Source organism: Pseudomonas monteilii NBRC 103158 = DSM 14164 (genome assembly GCF_000730605.1).
Taxonomy (GTDB): Bacteria; Pseudomonadota; Gammaproteobacteria; order Pseudomonadales; family Pseudomonadaceae; genus Aquipseudomonas; species Aquipseudomonas monteilii.
Genome location: NZ_BBIS01000006.1, coordinates 1 through 19,173, shown reverse-complemented (window position 1 = coordinate 19,173; position 19,173 = coordinate 1). Strand labels below are relative to the sequence as shown.

General features: G+C 61.3%; 15 protein-coding genes and 1 pseudogene. 12 read left to right on the top strand and 4 right to left on the bottom strand.

What is annotated here, in order from left to right; genetic code table 11:
• The first annotated feature begins 115 nt into the window (after nt 1-115).
• From PM2_RS02170 to PM2_RS02140, 7 genes are all read left to right on the top strand, one after another.
• Nucleotides 116-1,141 carry an ABC transporter substrate-binding protein gene (locus PM2_RS02170; protein ID WP_028699956.1) on the top strand — a complete coding sequence of 342 codons (1,026 nt, stop codon included), beginning with the start codon at nt 116-118 and terminating at the stop codon, nt 1,139-1,141.
• A complete protein-coding gene (locus tag PM2_RS02165) occupies nt 1,138-2,055 on the top strand; it encodes an ABC transporter permease (RefSeq protein ID WP_016711177.1) in 918 nt (305 codons plus the stop codon). Before PM2_RS02170 ends, PM2_RS02165 begins: the two co-directional genes overlap by 4 nt.
• Nucleotides 2,056-2,060: 5 nt before the next feature.
• Entirely contained in the window at nt 2,061-2,870 is an 810-nt protein-coding gene (locus PM2_RS02160) for an ABC transporter permease (protein ID WP_028699957.1), read from the top strand.
• Nucleotides 2,871-2,889: 19 nt separating this feature from the next.
• Nucleotides 2,890-4,038: an ABC transporter ATP-binding protein gene (locus PM2_RS02155; RefSeq protein ID WP_016711179.1), complete on the top strand. Its 1,149-nt coding sequence runs from the start codon at nt 2,890-2,892 to the stop codon at nt 4,036-4,038.
• 98 nt (nt 4,039-4,136) lie between these two features.
• Nucleotides 4,137-5,444, top strand: a complete 1,308-nt coding sequence (locus PM2_RS02150) for a substrate-binding domain-containing protein (RefSeq protein WP_028699958.1) — start codon at nt 4,137-4,139, stop codon at nt 5,442-5,444.
• 166 nt (nt 5,445-5,610) lie between these two features.
• A complete protein-coding gene (locus PM2_RS02145; protein WP_016711181.1) occupies nt 5,611-6,672 on the top strand; it encodes a TerC family protein in 1,062 nt (353 codons plus the stop codon).
• 142 nt (nt 6,673-6,814) lie between these two features.
• Nucleotides 6,815-8,167, top strand: coding sequence for an SPFH domain-containing protein (locus tag PM2_RS02140; protein WP_033740979.1), 1,353 nt, complete (start codon nt 6,815-6,817; stop codon nt 8,165-8,167).
• 69 nt (nt 8,168-8,236) lie between these two features.
• Here PM2_RS02140 and PM2_RS02135 read toward each other — a convergent pair whose 3' ends face one another.
• Complete coding sequence (locus PM2_RS02135) at nt 8,237-9,469, bottom strand: acyl-CoA dehydrogenase (RefSeq protein ID WP_028699960.1); 1,233 nt, start codon at nt 9,467-9,469, stop codon at nt 8,237-8,239.
• A gap of 140 nt (nt 9,470-9,609) precedes the next feature.
• On the opposite strand from PM2_RS02135, the gene PM2_RS02130 reads away from it, so the two are divergent.
• Nucleotides 9,610-10,536 (top strand): LysR family transcriptional regulator, encoded by a 927-nt coding sequence (locus tag PM2_RS02130; protein WP_028699961.1) that lies wholly within the window; start codon nt 9,610-9,612, stop codon nt 10,534-10,536.
• A gap of 187 nt (nt 10,537-10,723) precedes the next feature.
• Entirely contained in the window at nt 10,724-11,878 is a 1,155-nt protein-coding gene (locus PM2_RS02125) for a cysteine desulfurase family protein (protein ID WP_016711185.1), read from the top strand.
• A 60-nt stretch (nt 11,879-11,938) separates the two neighbouring features.
• Here the strand turns inward: PM2_RS02125 and nfsB are convergent, their stop codons facing one another.
• A complete protein-coding gene (nfsB, locus tag PM2_RS02120) occupies nt 11,939-12,592 on the bottom strand; it encodes an oxygen-insensitive NAD(P)H nitroreductase (protein ID WP_016711186.1) in 654 nt (217 codons plus the stop codon).
• Nucleotides 12,593-12,695: 103 nt separating this feature from the next.
• Here nfsB and PM2_RS02115 point away from each other — a divergent pair, with 103 nt between their 5' ends.
• Together PM2_RS02115 and PM2_RS31970 are read left to right on the top strand one after the other, a co-directional pair.
• Nucleotides 12,696-13,619 (top strand): LysR family transcriptional regulator, encoded by a 924-nt coding sequence (locus tag PM2_RS02115; RefSeq protein ID WP_016711187.1) that lies wholly within the window; start codon nt 12,696-12,698, stop codon nt 13,617-13,619.
• A gap of 112 nt (nt 13,620-13,731) precedes the next feature.
• Nucleotides 13,732-14,783, top strand: a pseudogene (locus tag PM2_RS31970) (hypothetical protein); the annotation flags it as partial.
• Nucleotides 14,784-14,864: 81 nt separating this feature from the next.
• Here the strand turns inward: PM2_RS31970 and PM2_RS02100 are convergent.
• Nucleotides 14,865-17,267: a hypothetical protein gene (locus PM2_RS02100; RefSeq protein ID WP_028699964.1), complete on the bottom strand. Its 2,403-nt coding sequence runs from the start codon at nt 17,265-17,267 to the stop codon at nt 14,865-14,867.
• A gap of 673 nt (nt 17,268-17,940) precedes the next feature.
• On the opposite strand from PM2_RS02100, the gene PM2_RS02095 reads away from it, so the two are divergent.
• Nucleotides 17,941-18,237, top strand: a complete 297-nt coding sequence (locus PM2_RS02095; RefSeq protein ID WP_016711191.1) for a chorismate mutase — start codon at nt 17,941-17,943, stop codon at nt 18,235-18,237.
• A 56-nt stretch (nt 18,238-18,293) separates the two neighbouring features.
• Here the strand turns inward: PM2_RS02095 and PM2_RS02090 are convergent.
• The coding region (locus tag PM2_RS02090) for a calcium-binding protein (RefSeq protein ID WP_162181826.1) at nt 18,294-19,173 on the bottom strand (880 nt) is incomplete at its 5' end.

The following is a 19,173-nucleotide window of genomic DNA, read 5'->3' as shown; positions in this document are numbered from 1 at the left end:
GCACCTACAATCACAAACGGCCACCCAGACACTTTGTTTTAGCTGCTCCCCGAACACTGTTGGCGGGCGCACCACAAGCCCCGCCTCGAATAACAAAAGCAACGAGGGCGTAACCATGCTGTTGAGCAAACGTGTAACCGCAGTGCTGTCCGCCAGCCTGCTGACCCTGGCCTGTGAAGCCGCAGTGGCCGCAGACAGCCTGAATTTCGTCAGCTGGGGCGGTACCACCCAGGACGCCCAGAAAGAAGCGTGGGCCGTCCCCTTCACCAAAGCCACCGACATCAAAGTCGTCCAGGACGGCCCAACCGACTACGGCAAGCTCAAGGCCATGGTCGAAAGCGGCAACGTGCAGTGGGACGTGGTCGACGTCGAAGCCGACTTTGCCCTGCGTGCCGCCAGCGAAGGCCTGCTGGAACCCCTCGACTTCAACCAGATCAAACGTGACAAGATCGACCCGCGTTTCGTTTCCGACCACGGCGTTGGCTCGTTCTTCTTCTCCTTCGTGCTGGGCTACAACGAAGGCAAGCTCGGTGCCAACAAGCCGGTTGACTGGACCGCGCTGTTCGACACCAAGACCTACCCCGGCAAACGCGCCCTGTACAAATGGCCGAGCCCCGGCGTGCTGGAACTGGCCCTGCTGGCCGACGGCGTAGCGCCCGACAAGCTGTACCCGCTGGACCTGGACCGCGCCTTCAAGAAACTCGACACCATCAAGAAAGACATCGTCTGGTGGGGCGGTGGCGCCCAGTCGCAACAGCTGCTGGCCTCGGGTGAGGCTTCGCTCGGCCAGTTCTGGAACGGCCGCGTCTACGCCCTGCAGCAAGATGGCGCGCCAGTGGGCGTGAGCTGGAAACAGAACCTGGTCATGGCCGACTTCCTGGTCATCCCCAAAGGCGCCAAGAACAAGGACGCGGCCATGAAGTTCCTGGCCAACGCCAGCAGCGCCGAAGGCCAGGCCGAGTTTGCCAACAAGACTGCCTACGCACCGGTGAATGTCGACAGCGTGTCCAAGCTCGACAAAGACCTGGCACCCAACCTGCCGACCGCCTACGCCCAGGACCAGGTCACCCTGGACTTCGCCTACTGGGCCAAGAACGGTCAGGCCATCGCCGCGCGCTGGAATGAGTGGTTGGTCAAATGAAAGTCGCCATCAACGCCCTGCATAACGCGCAAGGTGCCCCCACGGGTACCGGCGCCTCGGGTACCGCCCCACGCCGCGCCAGCCTGAGCCAGCGCTGGAAAGGCAGCCGCAACCTGCTGCCGGCCCTGCTGTTCCTTGGCCTGTTCTTCTTCGCCCCGCTGGTCGGCCTGTTGCTGCGCGGGGTGCTGGAGCCAACGCCGGGGCTGGGCAACTACGAGCAGTTGTTCGCCAACTCGGCCTACGCACGGGTGCTGTTCAACACCTTCTCGGTGGCCGGCGTGGTCACCCTGATCAGCGTGCTGCTGGGCTTCCCGCTGGCCTGGGCAATCACCCTGGTGCCCAAGGGCTGGGGCCGCTGGTTGCTGAACATCGTGCTGCTGTCGATGTGGACCAGCCTGCTGGCGCGTACCTACTCGTGGCTGGTGCTGCTGCAAAGCTCGGGGGTGATCAACAAGGCGTTGATGGCCATGGGTATCATCGATACCCCGCTGGAAATGGTGCACAACCTCACCGGCGTGGTGATCGGCATGAGCTACATCATGATCCCGTTCATCGTGCTACCGCTGCAAGCGACCATGCACGCCATCGACCCGATGGTGCTGCAGGCCGGTTCCATCTGCGGCGCCAGCCCATGGACCAACTTCTGGAAGGTGTTCCTGCCGCTGTGCCGCTCGGGGTTGTTCTCCGGGGCGCTGATGGTGTTCGTGATGTCGCTCGGTTACTACGTCACCCCGGCGCTGCTGGGCGGGGCACAGAACATGATGCTGCCCGAATTCATCATCCAGCAGGTGCAGTCGTTCCTCAACTGGGGCCTGGCCAGCGCCGCCGCCGCACTGCTGGTGGTGATCACCCTGGTGCTCTTCTACCTGTACCTGAAGCTGCAGCCGGAATCCCCGGTTGGCAACGCGAGGTAACCGCCATGCTCCTGTCTCCCAATGCCATGGGCCGCCCGCTGCGCACGGGCCTGTACCTGACCACCGGGGTCATTGCGGCCTTCCTGCTGCTGCCGGTGGTGTTCATCGTGTTGCTGTCGTTCGGCTCGTCCCAGTGGCTGGTGTTTCCGCCACCGGGCTGGACCTTCAAGTGGTACGGCCAGTTCTTCTCCAACCCGGAGTGGATGGACGCCGCGCTGGCCAGCCTCAAGGTGGCCGTGCTGACCACCATTGCCGCCGTGCTGCTGGGCCTGCCCAGTGCATTCGCTTTGGTACGGGGCCGCTTCCCGGGCCGCGAGCTGCTGTACGGGCTGTTCACCATGCCGATGATCGTGCCACTGGTGATCATCGCCGTGGCGGTGTACGCCCTGTTCCTCAAGCTCGGCTACACCGGCACGCTGTTCGCCTTCGTGGTCAGCCATGTGATCGTTGCCCTGCCCTTCACCATCATCTCGATCATCAACTCGCTGAAACTGTTCGACCAGTCGATCGAGGATGCCGCGGTGATCTGCGGCGCCTCGCGCCTGCAGGCCATCTTCAAGGTCACCTTCCCGGCCATTCGCCCGGGGATGATCGCCGGCGGCCTGTTCGCCTTCCTGGTGTCGTGGGATGAAGTGGTGCTGAGTGTGATGATGGCCAGCCCCGACCTGCAGACCCTGCCAGTGAAGATGTGGACCACCCTGCGCCAGGACCTCAGCCCGGTCATCGCCGTGGCCTCGACCCTGCTGATCGACTTATCGCTGCTTGTGATGTTCATTGCCGCCGCCTTGCGCCGGCGCACCGAAACAAACGCCTGAGCGCGCGGAGAAAACAACAATGAGTGCAGTGATCAAAGACAACGCGCCCGGCAAGACCCTGGTCAGCCTGCGCGGCCTGAACAAACACTACGGCGATTTCACCGCCGTGGACAACCTCGACCTGGAAATCCAGGACGGCGAGTTCCTGACCTTCCTCGGCTCCAGCGGCTCGGGCAAATCCACCACCCTTTCGATGCTGGCCGGCTTCGAAACGCCCAGCAGTGGCGAGATCCTGGTCGATGGCCAGTCGCTGGTGAACGTGCCGCCACACAAGCGTGATATCGGCATGGTGTTCCAGCGCTACTCGCTGTTCCCGCACCTGAACGTGCGCGACAACATTGCCTTCCCGCTGGCCATTCGCAAGCTCAACGCGGCCGAAACCGTCAAGCGCGTCGATGCCATGCTCAAGCTGGTACAGCTGGAAAAGTTCGCCCACCGCAAGCCTTCGCAAATGTCCGGAGGCCAGCAACAGCGTGTGGCCATTGCCCGGGCGCTGGTGTACGAGCCGCGCATCCTGTTGATGGACGAACCGCTCGGTGCGCTGGACAAGAAACTGCGCGAAGACCTGCAGGATGAGCTGCGCCAGCTGCACCGTCGGCTCGGCATCACCATCGTCTACGTCACCCACGACCAGGAAGAAGCCATGCGCCTGTCCCAGCGCATCGCCATTTTCAGCCATGGCAAGATCGTCGGCCTGGGCACCGGTTACGACCTGTACCAGAACCCGCCGAATGCCTTTGTCGCGTCGTTCCTGGGCAACTCCAACTTCCTGCGTATCAAGGCCAGCAGCAATGGCGCGGGCAGTTTCGAGGGCCAGCCGGTGGCCATTCGCCTGACCCCGGGCCTCACTGCCTCGCAGGATGCCCTGATCATGGTGCGCCCGGAAAAAGCCCTGGCCCTGACCGCCGAACAGGCTGCACGCGAGCCGCTGCCGGCGGGCTGGAACGAAGTCAGTGCCAAGGTTGGCGAAGTGCTGTTCCTGGGTGAGAGCCAGACCTGCCATGTGGTGACGGCGGGTGGTACCGAACTGACGGTGAAGGCGCTGTCGGCTGCGGGTATGCCTATGCAACCTGGCGATAGCGTGAAAGTGCGCTGGGCGGTGGCGGATGCATGTATCTATACCGAGTGGGCCGAAAGTGATTTGAGCAAGTCGGCCGGGGCGCATTGAGATCGCGGGGGCCGCTTTGCGGCCCCTACCGACTGTCACATTATCATCACGCCACTGTCGTAATCTGCCGGCCAACTCTATGCCATAGGTCACCCGGCATGCTGCGCCTGCTTGTCTTGCTGCTCACCCTGCTACCGCTAGCGACCCCGGCCGAGCCCGCTCACCTGCGCGTCCAGGGCTCCAACACCATCGGCGCCGCCTTGCTGCCGGCACTGGTGCAGGGGCAATTGCGTGCGCAGCGAGCCACCGCCATCCAACAGCAACCGGGCAACGTCCCCAACGAGACCGTAATCACCGCGCAGGACGATCATGCCCAGCCAATACGCATCGATGTTGCCGCTCACGGGTCCAGCACCGGTTTCATCGCCCTCGGCCGTGGCGACGCCGACCTGGCGGCCGCCTCGCGGCCGATCAACGACAGCGAATTGCATCAGTTACGTGCTCTGGGCGACCTGCGCGCTGCCAGCGCCGAACAAATCATCGGCCTGGACGGCGTGGCGGTCATCGTCCACCCTGACAACCCGCTGCCACAACTGAACACCCAGCAACTGGCGCAGATTTTTTCCGGGCAGATCCAGCGCTGGGAACAATTGGGCATTGCTGGCGGCGCCATCCACCTCTATGCCCGTGACGACCGCTCCGGCACGTACGAGACGTTCAAGGCGCTTGTGCTGGAGCCGCTGCACGACGAACTATCAGCCAAGGCGCGGCGCTTCGAGTCCAGCGACGAGCTGGCTTCGCAAGTAGCCACCGACCGTCAGGCCATCGGCTTCAGTAGCCTGGCCGCAGTGCATGGTGCCAAGGTGCTAGCGGTGGCCGAAGGCGACGCACCCGCCATGCTGCCAGAGCGCGCGCTGGTGGCCAGCGAAGACTACCCGCTGTCACGGCGCCTGTACTTCTATCTGCCGGCCAACCCCAAGCCACAGGCCAAGGCCCTGGCCGATTTCGCCCAAAGCCCGGCTGGCCAGGCGATCGTTGCCCAGCAGGGTTTCGTGTCACAGCAGATCAAGGCTCAGCCGGTTCCGCCCCTGGCCGACATGCCGCCACGCTATCGCACCCTGGCCCAGAAAGCGCAGCGGCTGAGCGTGAACTTCCGCTTTCAGGAAGGCAGTGCCAGCCTCGACAACAAGGCCCTGCGCGATGTGCAGCGGGTGGTCGAATACCTGCGCCAGGCAGGCAAGTTGCAGAGCAAGGCCGTGCTGGTAGGGTTTGGCGACCCCAAGGAAACGCCCGGGCGCGCTGCCCTGCTCTCCCGCCTTCGCGCCCAGGCCGTGCGCCGCGAGCTGGCACGCGATGGTGTCGAGGTGCTTGAGGTAACAGGCATGGGCGATGAACTGCCAGTGGCCGGCAATGAACTGGAGCAAGGGCGCCTGCGTAACCGTCGGGTAGAGGTGTGGGTGTATTGAAGCCGTGATTGCGGCCCTGGCAAAGAAATGTAACAGCTCCCCATTCGGCACCCATGGCAAACGGGTCTAGGCTCTAGCCCATGTGATACCGGGCCCCTCTGACGGCTGCCAAGCCGCCATGTCGGATCACTGTTGCCTTGCAACGTCGACATTCAAGGAGGGGCTCATGACAGCTCTGCACGCATTCCTCACCACCCCCGTTCTCGGTACCAGCGCCTGGTTGTGGCTGGTGTTCATGGCCATCGTCATCGGTTTGCTGGTGCTCGACCTGGGCGTGCTGCACCGGCACGACCGGGAAATCGAAATGCGCGAAAGCCTGCTGCTGTATTCGGGCTATTTCAGCGTCGGTGTACTGTTCGGCGCCGGCGTCTGGTACCAGCTGGGCGCCCAGTCGGCGCTGGAGTTCTACACCGGCTTCCTGGTCGAGCAGTCGCTGTCGATGGACAACGTGTTCGTCATGGCGATGATCTTCAGCTACTTCGCCATCCCCCGCCGCTACCAGCACCGCGTACTGTTCTGGGGCATCCTGGGGGTGGTGTTCCTGCGGGCGATCATGATCGGCGTGGGCGCGGCGCTGGTGCAGAACTTTGCCTGGGTGCTGTACCTGTTCGGCGCCTTCCTGCTGTTCACTGGGGTGAAGATGGCGCTGTCAAAAGAAGACAGCCACCCGGACTTGGCCAACAACCCGATCATCAAGTTCGTACGCCGGCACATGCGGGTCACCGACCAGATCCACGGCTCGCACTTCTTCGTGCGCAAGACCCCGCCTGGGCACAGTAAGGCCCTGCGCTATGCCACCCCATTGTTTCTGGCGCTGGTGCTGATCGAACTGGCCGACCTGGTGTTCGCCGTCGACAGCGTGCCGGCGATCTTCGCCATTACCCAGGACCCGTTCATTGTCTACACCTCCAACATCTTCGCCATCCTTGGGCTGCGCTCGCTGTACTTCGCGCTGTCGGCGCTGATGCACCGGTTCGTTTACCTCAAGTACGCGCTGGCGTTGGTGTTGATCTTTATTGGCTGCAAGATTTTCTACCACGGCATGGTGAGCAAGGTGCCGGCGTTGCTGTCGTTAGGGGTGACATTCGGGTTGCTGCTGGGTGGGGTGGTGGTTTCGTTGGTCAAGACCAGAGGACAGAAAGTGGCGGCCGAGTTTGAGCAACCGAATCCTGTTTCGAATGCGACCATGGCACGAGAAAAAGACGAAGACCCGCAACTGCGGGTCTGAGTTGCTGTGATGCAGCCTAACCAGGGTGGATTTTTTCCTAATCAATCCAACGATTTTTCCTACGCAAGGTATGCGAGTGGTCTGATTGTGAACACAGGAACAGCTTCGCCAGCATGGTGACTTTCCGCACAAGGAGTGCTCCATGCAAAAGCTGTCTATTCCTGACCTTTCCCAATTTCGTATCAACCGCAAGCTGGTTACAGTCGTTGGCATCCCGATCCTGGCCGCTGGCGTACTCGCAGCAATGTTCAATGAAGTGTTTTTCTATAACGAAGCGGGTCAGATGACCCACGTACGTACGATCTTTGGCGAAGAGAAAGTGGTTGAAGACGTTGGCTACGCCACAAAATGGTTTGGCCGCAGTACAGCCTGGCGCCGTACCATCGGCGTCCAATCTTCCTTGCGCATGGACAACCCGGAAGACACTCGCGGCGGCCATCCGTCCATCACACTGGACAATCTGCCCATCGTGTTTCTGGGCAATGTCGATGCGAAGGCAGAATTCAGTACCCAGTTTCGCCTGCCTTCGGGTGAAGCCTTCTTGAAAATCGCCCAAGAGTACCGCACGCCAGACAACTTCCTGCAACGTGCATTATTGCCGGCGGTAAAGGAAACACTGCAAGCCACGGCCTCACTGATGAGTGCCGACGATTACTATGCGGGTAACCGTAGTCACTTCGGTGCCGAGTTCGAGAATCAGCTGCGCAACGGCCTGTACTTGACCAGTCGCAAGGAGATCCGCGTTCAACGTGATAATCATCCGGCCCAAACCGCGATTCTGCAGGCTGGCACCGAACAGGGTAGTTTTGGCGACAACAGCGCTACGCGTTTCGTCATCGAAAAGAAGCTCGACAAAGATGGTCGGGAGTTGCGCAAGCAACAGCAATTCCGCCTGTTTGGCGTCGAAGTAGTCGACGCGCGTGTCACTCATATCGACCCCAACCCGCAGTATCAGCAACGTATGGTCCGCGTACAACAGGCGCTGGCCGAACTGGCCGTGGCTCGTCAAAACCGGCTCAAGGAAGAAGAAGAGAAGGAACTGGTCTCTGCTCGTGGTGCCAAGGACGTCGAGGCCAAACGTCAGGAAAGCCTGCGCCAGCAGATTGAACGTACCACCGAAGCCGAGACCGAAAAACAGCTTGCGCTAATCAACGCGGAACGGGAGAAGCGGCGCGCCGAGATCGACAAACAGACGGCCGAGTTGCTTCGGGACAAGGCCCGTGTCACTGCAGAAGCGACCAAGATCACGGCCGATGCCGAAGCCTACGCCCGTGAGGCCACGCTCAAGGCGGATGGAGCCCTGCAAACCAAACTGGATGCGATGGTGAAGATCAACCGGGCCTGGGCAGAGGCTGCTGCAAGGGCGCCAGTGCCGAGCGTGATGATGGGGGGCCCCGAATCAGGCGTTGGGCGGCAGGATGAAATGAGCAAGCTCATGAGTGTACTGGCTACGAAGGCCGCCAAAGATCTGGTGATTGACCTGAAAACCAAGTAAGCCCTCACCGGCCTCTTCGCGGCTAAAGCCGCGAAGAGGCCGGTACAGGCTAACAACAATCAACGCCTGTCACCGCCCGCTGGTACGCAACATCTCCACCGGCACATACTTGCCAATCTCATACTTGCCAATTGCCGCCCGGTGCACTTCATCCGGCCCGTCAGCCAGGCGCAGGGTGCGTTGCATGGCGTACATGTAGGCCAGTGGGAAATCGCCGCTCACCCCTGCCCCGCCATGTATCTGGATCGCCCGGTCGATCACTTTCAAGGCCACGTTCGGCGCCACCACCTTGATCTGCGCGATCTCGCTGCGGGCAACTTTGTTGCCGACGGTGTCCATCATGTAGGCCGCTTTCAGCGTCAGCAGCCGGGCCATGTCGATCTCCATACGCGAGTCGGCAATCTTGTCGACGTTGCCACCCAGCCGTGCCAGCGGCCGACCAAAGGCAGTGCGTTCCACCGAGCGCTTGCACATCAGTTCCAACGCACGTTCGGCCATGCCGATCGAACGCATGCAGTGGTGGATACGGCCCGGGCCAAGGCGACCCTGGGCAATCTCGAAACCGCGGCCCTCACCAAGGATTACGTTTTCATACGGCACCCGCACGTTTTCGAAGAGCACTTCGGCGTGACCATGCGGGGCATCGTCATAGCCAAACACCGGCAGCGGGCGGACGATCTTCACACCGGGCGCATCGGTGGGCACCAGTACCATCGAGTGCTGCTGGTGGCGCGGCCCCTCGGGATCGGACAGGCCCATGAAGATCATCACCTTGCAACGCGGGTCGCAGGCGCCGGAGGTCCACCACTTGCGGCCCTTGATCACCCACTCGTCACCGTCACGCATTGCCGTGGCGGCCATGTTGGTGGCGTCCGAGGAGGCCACGTCCGGCTCGGTCATGGCGAACGCCGAGCGGATCTCGCCACGCAGCAGCGGCTCCAGCCATTGGCGTTTCTGCGCTTCACTGCCGTAACGCACCAGCACTTCCATGTTGCCGGTATCCGGCGCCGAGCAGTTGAACGGCTCCGGGCCAAGCAACGAGCGGCCCATGATTTCCGCCAGCGGGGCGTATTCCAGGTTGCTCAGGCCGGCGCCGTATTCCGATTCAGGCAAGAACAGGTTCCATAGCCCTTCGGCGCGGGCCTTGGCCTTGAGCTCCTCCATGATTGCAGTGGGCTGCCAGCGGTCGCCCTCGGCGACCTGGCGCTCGAACACCGCTTCGGCGGGGTAGACATAGGCGTCCATGAACGCAGTGACGCGCTCGCGCAGTGCCTGGACCTTGGGCGAATAGGCGAAATCCATCGGGGCTACCTTCACGGTTCGGAGTACATGGGCCAGAGCCTAGAGCAGCATGCGCCCATCCACCTAGTCTATTTTCCGCGTGTATAAACATTCATAACCGATATATGATCCGCCAATAACTCCAACAAAGAGCGGCGCCCATGAACCTCAGCAAGGTCGACCTCAACCTGTTCATCGTGTTCGATGCGATCTACACCGAAGCCAACCTGACCCGCGCCGGGCAGATTGTAGGTATCACGCAGCCAGCGGTGTCCAACGCCCTTTCGCGGTTGCGCGAAACCTTCAACGACCCGCTGTTCGTGCGCACCGCGCAGGGCATGGTGCCCACGCCCATGGCACAGAACATCATCGGCCCGGTGCGCAACGCCCTGGCGCTGTTGCGCACGTCGGTGCAGGAAAGCCGTATCTTCAACCCGCAACAAGCCAACAAGACCTTTCGCATCAGCATGACCGACCTGACCGAGGCGGTAATCCTGCCGCCGCTGTTTCAGCGCCTGCGCCGCCTGGCGCCGGCGGTGCTGATCGAGAGTTTCCTGTGCAAGCGCCGCGAAACCACCAAGGAGCTCGCCGCCGGCCGCCTGGACTTCGCCATTGATGCCCCGCTGAACACCGACCCGCAGGTACGCCACGTCAAGCTGATGCAAGACCGTTATGTCTGTGCCTTGCGCCAGGGCCACCCGCTGGCCGACAGCAAGCTGACCCTCGACAGCTACCTGGGCATGACCCACATCCATATCTCCAGCCGCCGTAACGGCCTGGGCTATGTCGACCTGGCGCTGGGCAAGATGGGCGTACAGCGCAAAGTGGCCTTGCGCTCCCAGCACTACCTGATGGCTTCGCAGGTATTGCAGCAAACCGACATGACGATGACCGTACCCGAGCGCTTCGCCCGCCGCCATCAGCTGCGCTATCACCCCCTGCCAGTGGAAGTACCCGCGCTCGAAACGCACCTGTACTGGCATGAAAGCACCGACCAAGACCCGGCCAACCGGTGGATGCGTGAGCAAATCACCGAACTGTGCGAACGCGTGGTAGCTGAGGAAGAAAGCGCCTCGGAGCCCGCCTGAAGATACGCACAAGGGATCGCTCATGACCACCAAGGAGGAAAAAATCCTACAAAGCTACAAATAAATAGAAAATCTATGTGGCAGCACCCAAAGACGCACTGTGGGAAGTAAAAAATTTCTCTCGGATGGCGGATACGCTTACTCCATCAATCGCCGATTTCACGGCGACAGACATGGACCTGCCTCAATGCCTAGCGCCCCGCTCTACTTTGATTACGCCGCCACCACTCCAGTCGACGACCGGGTCATCGAAACCATGCTCGCCAGCCTTGGCAGCCAAGCCAACTTCGGCAACCCGGCGTCCAGTGGTCATGCCTTCGGCCAGGCTGCCCGACAAGCCGTGGAGCAAGCCCGCCAGCAAGTGGCTGAGCGCGTCGGCGCAAACGTCGAGCGCTTGGTCTGGACCTCGGGCGCGACCGAGTCCAACAACCTGGCGCTAAAAGGTATTGCTCAAGGCGCCGGCCAGCCTGGGCACCTGATCACCAGCCAACTTGAACACAAAGCCGTGCTCGACACCGTGGCCGAACTGGAGCGCCAAGGCTGGGCCGTTACCCGCCTGGCCCCGGATGCCGCCGGCCTGATACAGCCCGCCAGCGTACAGGCCGCACTGCGCCCCGATACCCGCCTGGTATCGTTGATGGCAGTCAACAATGAGCTGGGCACGGTCACCGACTTTGCCGCCATTGGTGAGCAGGTGCGTGCCCACGGTGCCTTGCTGCACGTGGACGCAGCGCAGGCCGTGGGCAAGCTGGCCATCGACCTGAACACGATGGCCGTGGACCTGATGTCGTTTTCGGCACACAAGGTTTACGGGCCAAAAGGCATCGGCGCGCTGTACGTCGGGTCACGCGCCCGTGCGCTGATGCGTGCGCAAATGCACGGCGGCGGCCATGAACAGGGCCTGCGCTCCGGCACCCTGGCGACCCACCAGATCGCGGGCATGGGTAGCGCTTTTGCCTTGGCCGGCCAACCCGGTGACAGTGAGTACCAGCACCTGGAACAACTGGCAAAGCGTCTGCGCGAAGGCCTGCTGGCCTTGCCCGGCGTCAGCCTGAACGGCTGCGCCAGCCAACGCATTCCCCATACCCTGAACCTGTGCATCGACAGCAAGGGCTTCAACAGTGCGGCGCTGGCCAGCGAGTTGGCGTTATCGACCACCTCGGCCTGCAACTCGGCCAGCCATGCAGCCTCACATGTGCTGATGGCGCTGGGGCTGGACGAGCACCAGGCACGCAACAGTGTGCGCTTGAGCATCGGGCGCTTCAGCACCGAGGCCGAAGTGGACAAAGCGATCGACGTATTTGCCCGGGTACTGACAGCAGCATCCGCAGCGTTGTGGTAAGCCGCGCCCTGGCGCGGCCTGCCGCACGGCGTCACCGTGGCACCCAGCGCCCCGGTGACCTCACAGGAAAGTGAACACCTGCGACGCCGGCAAGCGTGACTTGTTCAGCCCGGCATTAAAGTCCGTTTCAGCACGATAGCCCAGGCTGAGGATCACCACGCTAGTGAAGCCACGTTCACGCAGCCCCAGCTCGGCATCCAGGATCTTGCTGTCGAAGCCCTCGATGGGCGTGGCGTCCAGGCCATGTGCCGCAGCCCCCAGTAATGCAGTACCCAATGCCAGATAGGTCTGTTTCTCCATCCAGTGCTGCACGTCCTTCTGGTCATGACGGTGCAGGTCGACGTAGTGACGGCGGCTCTGGTTCTGCGCGGCTCGCGCCTGCTCATCGCGGAAACGGCCATCGGCAGCTTCCTGCTCGAGCACGGCATTGAGGTGCGCCTCGGGCATTTCGGTACGGGTGCAGAACACAATCACGTGCGAAGCATCGAGCAGTTTCGGCGTGTTGTAAGCAAAGCGCTCCGTGGTGCTCTTGGCCAGGCGGGCCTTGCCTTCGGCCGTGTCGGCGACGATGAAGTGCCAGGGTTGGGAGTTGACCGAGGACGGGCTGTGGCGCAGTTGCTCGAGCAAGGCGTCGACAGTGGCCTGGGGAATGCGGCGCGAGGCATCGTAGGCTTTGGTGGTGTAGCGGCGCTTGGCCAGCGAGACGGTATCCATGCAACAACTCCGGAATGTACAGGGGATTTGCCGGGCATCTTATCTTTCCTGCAGCAAAGAAAAACCGGCACAATGCAGCAACACTTTCACACTTGGAGTGAAGATGCTGCGCATCACCGACCTCGAACTGTTCGTGCGCAGCAGCGTACTGGGCAGCTTCACGGCCGCCGCCCATGAAGCCGGTCTGCTGCCGGGGCAAGTGGCTGCTGCGATCAAACGCCTCGAACGCGACCTCGATGTGCGCCTGTTTGCCCGTACCACCCGTAGCCTGCGCCTTACCGCCGAAGGCGAGCGCTACTTGCCGACCGCCCTGAACGTGCTGGATAGCCTTCGCCAAGGGCGCGAAGACCTGCATGGCAACGCCGGCACCCTGCGTGGCACCCTGCAGGTGTCGGCGCCTTCCGACCTGGGCCGCAACATGCTGTTGCCCTGGCTGAGCGCCTTTCGCCGGGAGCACCCGGCCCTGCACCTGCGCTTCTTTCTGTCCGACCAGATTGCCGACCTGAATCGTGACCCGGTGGATGTGGCCATCCGCTATGGCCTCAACCAGGACGCCAACTACATCGCCCTGCCCTTGGCCAGCTGGAATCGCCGGGTGCTGGTGGCATCGCCCGAGTACCTGGCCCGCCACGGCCACCCGATCACGCCCGAAGCCCTGCAAGAGCATGCCTGCCTGCTGTACATGCAGCACAACCGGGTCTACGACAAGTGGCGGGTGGGCAACCGTACCGTGCAGGTCAGCGGGCCGCTGGTCAGCGACGATGCCGACGTAATCCGCCGTCTGGCCCTGCAAGGTGAAGGCATCGTCTACAAATCGTGGCTGGACGTAAGCGCCAATATTGCAGCCGGCGAACTGCAGATCATCCTGCCCGAATACCTGGGTGAATCCGTGCCTGTAACCCTGGTTTGCCCACACCGCAAACAACTCACGCCTGCGGTGTCGCAACTGCACCTGTGCCTGCGCGACCACTTCGAGGCCCTGCGTGCTCGCGCACTGAACAACGGTTGCACAATCGTCCCGGACTGAGTGCCAGCAGGCAGCGAGCAGAGCGCAAAAATGCTCGCAACAGGTTGCACGCCACCACTGCTGCCCCAGCAGCACCCGCCCAGCACCCGACTGCTGCCCAACCTGCAACACCGCCGATGCCGTGCGCTCGATGGGCGACATCACCACCTTCGTGCCCAACGCCTCGGCCAACAACCCCGACGGCGACGGCCGCCCTCGTTGGTATATCCGCGGCCTGGGCACCGGCGATACCGGTGCGACAACCGTATTCCCGGTGGGCATCTACGCGGACGATGTCTACCTCAACGCGCCCATCGCCGGTGGCGGGCCGCTGTTCGACCTGGAACGCATCGAAATCCTGCGCGGGCCGCAAGGCACCCTGTATGGCAAGAACACCACGGCCGGCGCAGTGAACGTGATCTCGAAGAAGCCCACCTTCGACACCGACGGCTATGGCACTGTCGGCTTCGGCAGCAAGAACGAGCGTATTGTCACCGGTGCCATCGGCGGTGCGCTGGTCGATGAAAGACTGGCCGGGCGAGTAGCGCTGTATTGCGAAGAGCGTGACGGTTTCCAGAGCAACGACTTCGACGGCAACACCTACGGTGATGTGAACAAGAAAGCTATCCGTCTGCAGTTCCTGGCCCAGCTCAACCCCGACCTGGACGCCCTGCTCAAACTGCACAGCCGCCAGTTCAAAGGCGATGGCAGCAACGGCTCGCTGCCGGTTGGCCGCTACTACAACGTCGGCTAACGCGCAAAAACACCCGTATAACCGGGCTGGATGATGTGGGCAGCATCCCCGGCAACCAGATCATCGGCCGCAACACCCAGGGGCTGATCGAAGATGGCATCCCCGAAGACAAGCTGACCCTCAGTGCCAACTGGCTGTATGACGGCTGGAGCGTCACCGTGGCCCAGCGCCGTTATGGGGAGTGGAGGAACCGCAACGCCGCCAACCCGACGCTGGACCAGACCTTCAGCCCGCAGTGGGTGACCGACCTGGACGTGTCGTACCGCTTCGACCTGGGCCTGACCTTGTCGGCGGGTGCGATCAACCTGTTCGACAGCCACCCGGACAAAGCGAAGGGTGCGCAGCTGTAAGGCGTGCCCAAGTACTCCATCACCAGCCCGGAATGCGCGCAGGGGGCGTTCTACTACACCAGCGTGAGTTACGACTTCTGATAGGAGATCGTATGACGACCTCCTCGGGGATGGGCTGCACAACAGCCCTCCCCGTGCAGGTTGTCATCATCTGCCAATGGCTTAGTCTGACTGAACCGTCGTGATGTCCCGATGTTCGGCAAGTGGCAAGGCCAGCAGGGCGTACCCTTCGAAAATACCGAGGGCACCGCTGTCGTAGGTTGCGCTGATCAATGCGAAGCGGGCTGTATCGCCATTGCCCGGTGTGTAGACGCCAGCCGGGGCTTCACCGGGGCCGTAGAGCACGGCCCAATCGATCTTGTCAGGCGCGACCAGGTTTCCATTGACCCTTGCCTCCAGCACCGCCTTTGCACCTGCCGTGTCGACATTGGCGCTTACAGCCATGGGTGTTTTCCTCGCCATCTCGGTGATCAGCACACACGTACTGGTCTGTTGGCTTTCAGGGTCTTTCACCTGGACTTCCTCGACGACAAAGGCAACCGTGCCAGGGTCGGCTGGGCAGGTGACCGTCACCGCTTGGCCCTTGCCCAAAGGTTTGTCCTGATATTGCCATTCCAATGCAGCGGGGTTGCCGATTGCCCAGGAGTTGAAATTGACCTTGCTGCCTGGCTGGGCAACCACGACCGAGGGGCTGGCCATCAACGTTTCGCGAACCACGGTGATCAAGGCCCTGCTTTGAATTGCCGGGAATAAAATACTGGTGGCCGTTACCAGCACTTGCGCGTACGACTTCGTCATATCGCTGGCCCTCGGCGCGGTAAAGACCCCGTTGGTGATAGAGAGGCGTACACCGTACGCCAGGCCGGACACTGCTTTAACGGACCAGAGCACAAGAGGCGCAGCGGGCTCCGTCACAAATGTCCTGGTTTCACCTGCAAGCAGCAAAGTTTCCATCGGGCTGATGGTGAAGTAGTTGGTAGCAGGGTTTACCTTGCCGAAATAAGCTATGTCGAGCGGGGCCTCGAGTTTTGTACCGATGAGGGTGCGATGAAAATTGAGCCTCAGGACATCGCTTGCTATTTTTGATGTGCCAGTCAATAAAACTAGGTTTTTGTTCAGTTTTCTTACCAGTACATCCTGCAAAGTGGTGAACCCCGAAACACCGGGACTGCGAACTCGCGTCCCGAGACTGGTGGTCAGCCTGGCGATCGCCGGGTTCACCAACTGCGCGAGAAAATCGTTTGCAGGCACGCTGGAGTCACTTGCACGGGGAGGCTTTATTGCGCCGAAAACCGGTTGAAAACCAGTCCGCTGGTTAAACCCATAGGATTCGTTAACCAGTTGTACTTCACCCTCGCGAGTAAACCTGTAGACCAACTCTGCGTCATACTGAAAACCTGCCTGCACTGGCTTCAGGAAATCAGCCATGGAGTAGTCTTCTCTGACCAGCCTCTCGCGTATTTCGCCTGTGGTGTCATTGATATCATTGAACCTGACCGTCAGACTGCCACGTAAAGACAGGTTCATCTTCCACTGGTTACCCACCTTGCTGATGGATAACGCATCGCGCATGTCTATTCTGGCCTCATCAAACTCAAAGTTCCCCGAAACCTCCCAGTAGCTGCCAAATGCAGAGACAATCGCTATCTCTTTCGCCCATTGCCTCGGCAATGAAATATAGCCAGCCTTGCAAGAAACCGACGGCGGCTCGCCATTGCGCCGGCGCCATTCATATTCAGCACCCGTGACCACGCCGCTCAAAGCGCTTACCAGCTGGGCAAGCAACAGCCGCTCCGTATCGAACAGGATGGTTGCCGAATAGTTTACATCATTGGGTATCGCGTACTTGTAATCCGCGCCCGGGTAGGCTCCTCCCGCCCCATCCTCCATGTCGACAAGCAGCACTACAGCACCTTCCACATCGGTTGGCGTCCTTCCCCTGGCCTGGGTACGCAGGCCGAACGAGACCGGTTGGTGCAACTCGACATTGCGCTTTGCCAACTGGCCAATCGGAAACTGACGCTGTTCATCGGTCAGCGCCGAAAATTTCTGCCTGAAAAACTCGGTCAGCAGGCGCGTTTCGCCGGTGTAGCACGGCATGGAAAAGTTCTCGGTTTTACTGAGGTCAAGTTTTATCGAGTCATCTTCATCTACGTAGCTGCCCGATTCCTCCAGGTCGATATCCAGGCTCAGGGAGGCTTCTTGCAAGGGGCCCATCACATCCAGCTGACGCACATACCACTGATTGCCCTTGTTCATCAGCGAATACGCATTGGCTTCGGCAATGACCATTGGCATGTGCGCCTTGTGCCCGGCAAGCGCCACATCGAAAACCAGTCTCGGCAAAGCCAGACTGCATCTGGACAAGGCAAAACGGTAGTCAGCCCCATTGCTGATATGCCCGGAAATCAGTGGCACATCGCTCGCCGTACCGAAGCGCCTGAACGACTCTTGCTTCAACACCGCATTGATCTTGCTGCCATCAATGAAAAGCACCATATCCCAGCCCAGCAGACGTGTTTCCTCAGCTAACCAGGTGACCAGTTCGGCGGTTGAATGATCCATGACTTTCTCCAGAGGGTGCTCTTTCGGGGCCAGAATGCCGACCAAGGGTTCGGGGCGACAGTGCTTCATTTCAAGCACATACGGCCTTTGCCACAACTGGCAGTTCTGCCAGGTGCGTTGCCCTACGACAGTCGCCAAACTGCTGCCGCGCTGCTGCTGTAGCAGCACTTCGTTGTTGCCCCAGCACCAGCGCTTCCTGCCGGCTCCGCAATCCGGGGGGCGGCCCCTTGGCACAGCTCTTGCGATACAGCTCTGTCCCCTTCATTTCCAAGGCCAGCCATGCGCGCGCGCTCCTCCCTTTCCTGGCTCCTCTCGCCCTTGGCCCTACTCGGCCTCTGGGCGGTGGTCGCCAATGCCGGGCTGTTTTCCGCCAACGTGTTGATCCCGCCACAAGAGGTCTGGCTCAGCCTTACCGAATCGCTGAACACCGGCGAATTGCAGGAACACCTGGCAGCGCTTGCTAGGGGAACTTGTGGGGCATTGACGGGCTGTGAACTGCAAGGCTGGGCTTGCCAATGGCTGGCAGCTGAAACTGGCGGCGCTTGGGAGCAGGCCTTGCGGGGAACTATGGGCATTACGGGGCCCCCAGGAACGCTATGTTGAACGTGCGCTACGACTTCTGAGCCTCAGCACCTGTGGTACTGTCCCGCAACCCCCTCAAGGAGCTTCACACATGGACGTACGCTGCACATCGATCGAAGACGTTCGCACGCGCATCGATCACATCGATCAGAACCTGGTCGCCCTGCTCGCCCAGCGCGGCCAACTGGTAGCCCAGGCGGCCGCTTTCAAAAAGACCACCGATGACGTTCGCGCACCGGCACGGGTCGAGCAAGTGATTGCCAAGGTGCGAGGGATTGCCGAAGAAACGGGGGCTTCGCCAGAGGTGGTGGAGCGGGTTTATCGGGCGATGATTGCAGCGTTCATCGATGAAGAGTTGAGCGTGCATGCCGGTTTGGCCGGCAAATAAACCGGGGCTGCGCAGCAGCCCCGGTATTTGAAGCCAACAACCTACCCTGGGGCTCCTCAACTGGCCAGGGTGAAGTCCGCTGCCGTTACGGTGGTTGCATCCACCACCCCTACCAGGCGGATGGAGTCGGTAGCACCGATGCTGACCAGCGTATCGTCGCCAACATCGGCGATGGTGACGCTGGCGGCAAAGGTCGCCGCAGTGATGTTGAAGGCCGTGATATCCAGCAGGTCCTGGCCACCGGTCGCGTTGCTGTCGAAGTTGATGATCAGGTCATTGCCGAAACCGGCGGCGAACTGGAAGACATCATTGCCATCAGTGGCCATCATCGTGTCATCGCCGGCACCGCCGTTGACCGTGTCGTCGCCAACATCACCGTTGAGGAAGTCACTGCCGCTACCACCCGACAAGATGTCGTTGCCAGCATCACCGAACAGCGTGTCGCTGCCTGTGCCACCGTTCAGGATGTCGTCGCCAAGGCCACCATCCAGGCTGTCGTTGTCGTCACCGCCGTTCAAGGTGTCGTTGCCACTGCTGCCTAGCAGTTGGTCGTTGCCTGCACCACCGTTGAGTTGGTCGTTGCCAGCGCCTGAGGTGATGATGTTGTCCAGCGTATTACCGCTACCGCTGAAGTTACCCACGCCGATATGAGTCAGGTTTTCCACGTTGGCACCCAGGGTGTAGCTGGCCAGCGCGGTACGCACGGCATCCGTACCGGCCCCCGCAGACTCAATCACCCGGTCCCCAGCGTTATCCACCACGTAGGTATCGTTGCCCAAACCTCCCACCAGACGGTCGACACCTTCAAGGCCATTGAGCACATCGTTACCAGCGCCGCCAATGATGATGTTGTCCAGCGTGTTACCAGCACCAGTGAAGTCGCCCACGCCGATATAAGTCAGGTTTTCGACGTTGCCACTCAGGGTATAATTGGCC

Bases quoted from the DNA above. Each gene is read 5' to 3' on its own strand.
- PM2_RS02125 (WP_016711185.1), top strand. From the start codon at position 10,724: ATGCCTAGCGCCCCGCTCTACTTTGATTACGCCGCCACCACTCCAGTC.
- PM2_RS02115 (WP_016711187.1), top strand. From the start codon at position 12,696: ATGCTGCGCATCACCGACCTCGAACTGTTCGTGCGCAGCAGCGTACTG.
- PM2_RS02150 (WP_028699958.1), top strand. From the start codon at position 4,137: ATGCTGCGCCTGCTTGTCTTGCTGCTCACCCTGCTACCGCTAGCGACC.
- PM2_RS02095 (WP_016711191.1), top strand. From the start codon at position 17,941: ATGGACGTACGCTGCACATCGATCGAAGACGTTCGCACGCGCATCGAT.
- PM2_RS02155 (WP_016711179.1), top strand. From the start codon at position 2,890: ATGAGTGCAGTGATCAAAGACAACGCGCCCGGCAAGACCCTGGTCAGC.
- PM2_RS02130 (WP_028699961.1), top strand. From the start codon at position 9,610: ATGAACCTCAGCAAGGTCGACCTCAACCTGTTCATCGTGTTCGATGCG.
- PM2_RS02140 (WP_033740979.1), top strand. From the start codon at position 6,815: ATGCAAAAGCTGTCTATTCCTGACCTTTCCCAATTTCGTATCAACCGC.
- PM2_RS02165 (WP_016711177.1), top strand. From the start codon at position 1,138: ATGAAAGTCGCCATCAACGCCCTGCATAACGCGCAAGGTGCCCCCACG.
- PM2_RS02145 (WP_016711181.1), top strand. From the start codon at position 5,611: ATGACAGCTCTGCACGCATTCCTCACCACCCCCGTTCTCGGTACCAGC.
- PM2_RS02135 (WP_028699960.1), bottom strand. From the start codon at position 9,469: ATGGATTTCGCCTATTCGCCCAAGGTCCAGGCACTGCGCGAGCGCGTC.
- nfsB (WP_016711186.1), bottom strand. From the start codon at position 12,592: ATGGATACCGTCTCGCTGGCCAAGCGCCGCTACACCACCAAAGCCTAC.
- PM2_RS02160 (WP_028699957.1), top strand. From the start codon at position 2,061: ATGCTCCTGTCTCCCAATGCCATGGGCCGCCCGCTGCGCACGGGCCTG.
- PM2_RS02170 (WP_028699956.1), top strand. From the start codon at position 116: ATGCTGTTGAGCAAACGTGTAACCGCAGTGCTGTCCGCCAGCCTGCTG.
- PM2_RS02100 (WP_028699964.1), bottom strand. From the start codon at position 17,267: ATGGATCATTCAACCGCCGAACTGGTCACCTGGTTAGCTGAGGAAACA.